Genomic DNA, 984 nt, shown 5'->3' on the forward strand with positions numbered 1-984 from the left:
ATTTTGGCAAACTATTAAAAAGCCCCTTAATATGGGCGTTATGCGTATAGGAGAGTATGGTGAATCCAGCAATAAAAGTTGCCTTTTTATGTTTTATTTTCTTTTCTCCATTGTGCCGTTCGGCGGATGTTTTAATTGAAACATTTATTACTAAAACTGGTTTTATGGCGGATTGTGATAAAACAAGGAATGGAGACTGGCACAATTACTCCTGCCCTCATGAATCAGGATTAGATACATTGATTCAAATGGCTGAGGCCGATTTTAGTTACTCAGAAAATCTCAATTTTCAAACACTCATAAATTCTGATGCTGTATATACTCACAAAAATTTTGTAGTAAATGATTGGGAAGTGTTTCTTTCAAAAAATACTGATAACGGTCATTCGTTAATATCAGTTTGTAATCCATTCGGCTGTTTGAGAATTCTTGGCGAGTATAAAAATATATTTACTAAAATTATTAATCAGCTTAAAAAAACGCATAACAAGTCGTTAAAGCAGGACAAATAACAGTTGGCTTTTGCTCCTGCGTCGCTTATTTTAGCCAACATGTTATTTGCCTCTTAACGAGGCGTTAGGTGATTAAGTTGCAATCTCGTACTGTTGAAGAGTCAGATGGTTCAAAGACAATATATTACAATGATGATAACGGTGACGAGTATCGTGTTGAAGACTACTGTTCAGATAATAAGTTATTGGTAGTTATAGAACGTAGATTTCCATTTAAAGGTGTTTGTGCTGGATGGACAGTTAAAAATGGTAAGGGAAACTTGATAAAGGCGTTCGAAGTGGCATTAGATGAAAATAATCAGCCAGTAGAAACAATGCAATTTGATGTTAATGGTAACTTAGAAAGAGTTACCAAGGAGCAGGAGTAGTAATCACCTAACAAGAATTTAAAGCGGGACTGCTAACAATTTGCTCGGTTCCGCTTCGCTTCACAATTTTAGCAAACTATTATCAGCCCCTTAAATGGGCGTTA

The 984-nt window shown here is 35.5% G+C and carries 2 protein-coding genes; both read left to right on the forward strand.

What is annotated here, in order from left to right; translation table 11 throughout:
* Nucleotides 1-56 precede the first annotated feature (56 nt).
* Nucleotides 57-512, forward strand: a complete 456-nt coding sequence (locus AC27HL_RS19520; protein WP_487082724.1) for a hypothetical protein — start codon at nucleotides 57-59, stop codon at nucleotides 510-512.
* 68 nt (nucleotides 513-580) lie between these two features.
* On the forward strand, nucleotides 581-880 hold the full coding sequence (locus tag AC27HL_RS19525) for a hypothetical protein (RefSeq protein ID WP_487082725.1): 300 nt from the start codon (nucleotides 581-583) through the stop codon (nucleotides 878-880).
* Nucleotides 881-984: the final 104 nt, after the last annotated feature.

It is taken from the genome of Colwellia aquaemaris (assembly GCF_057548755.1).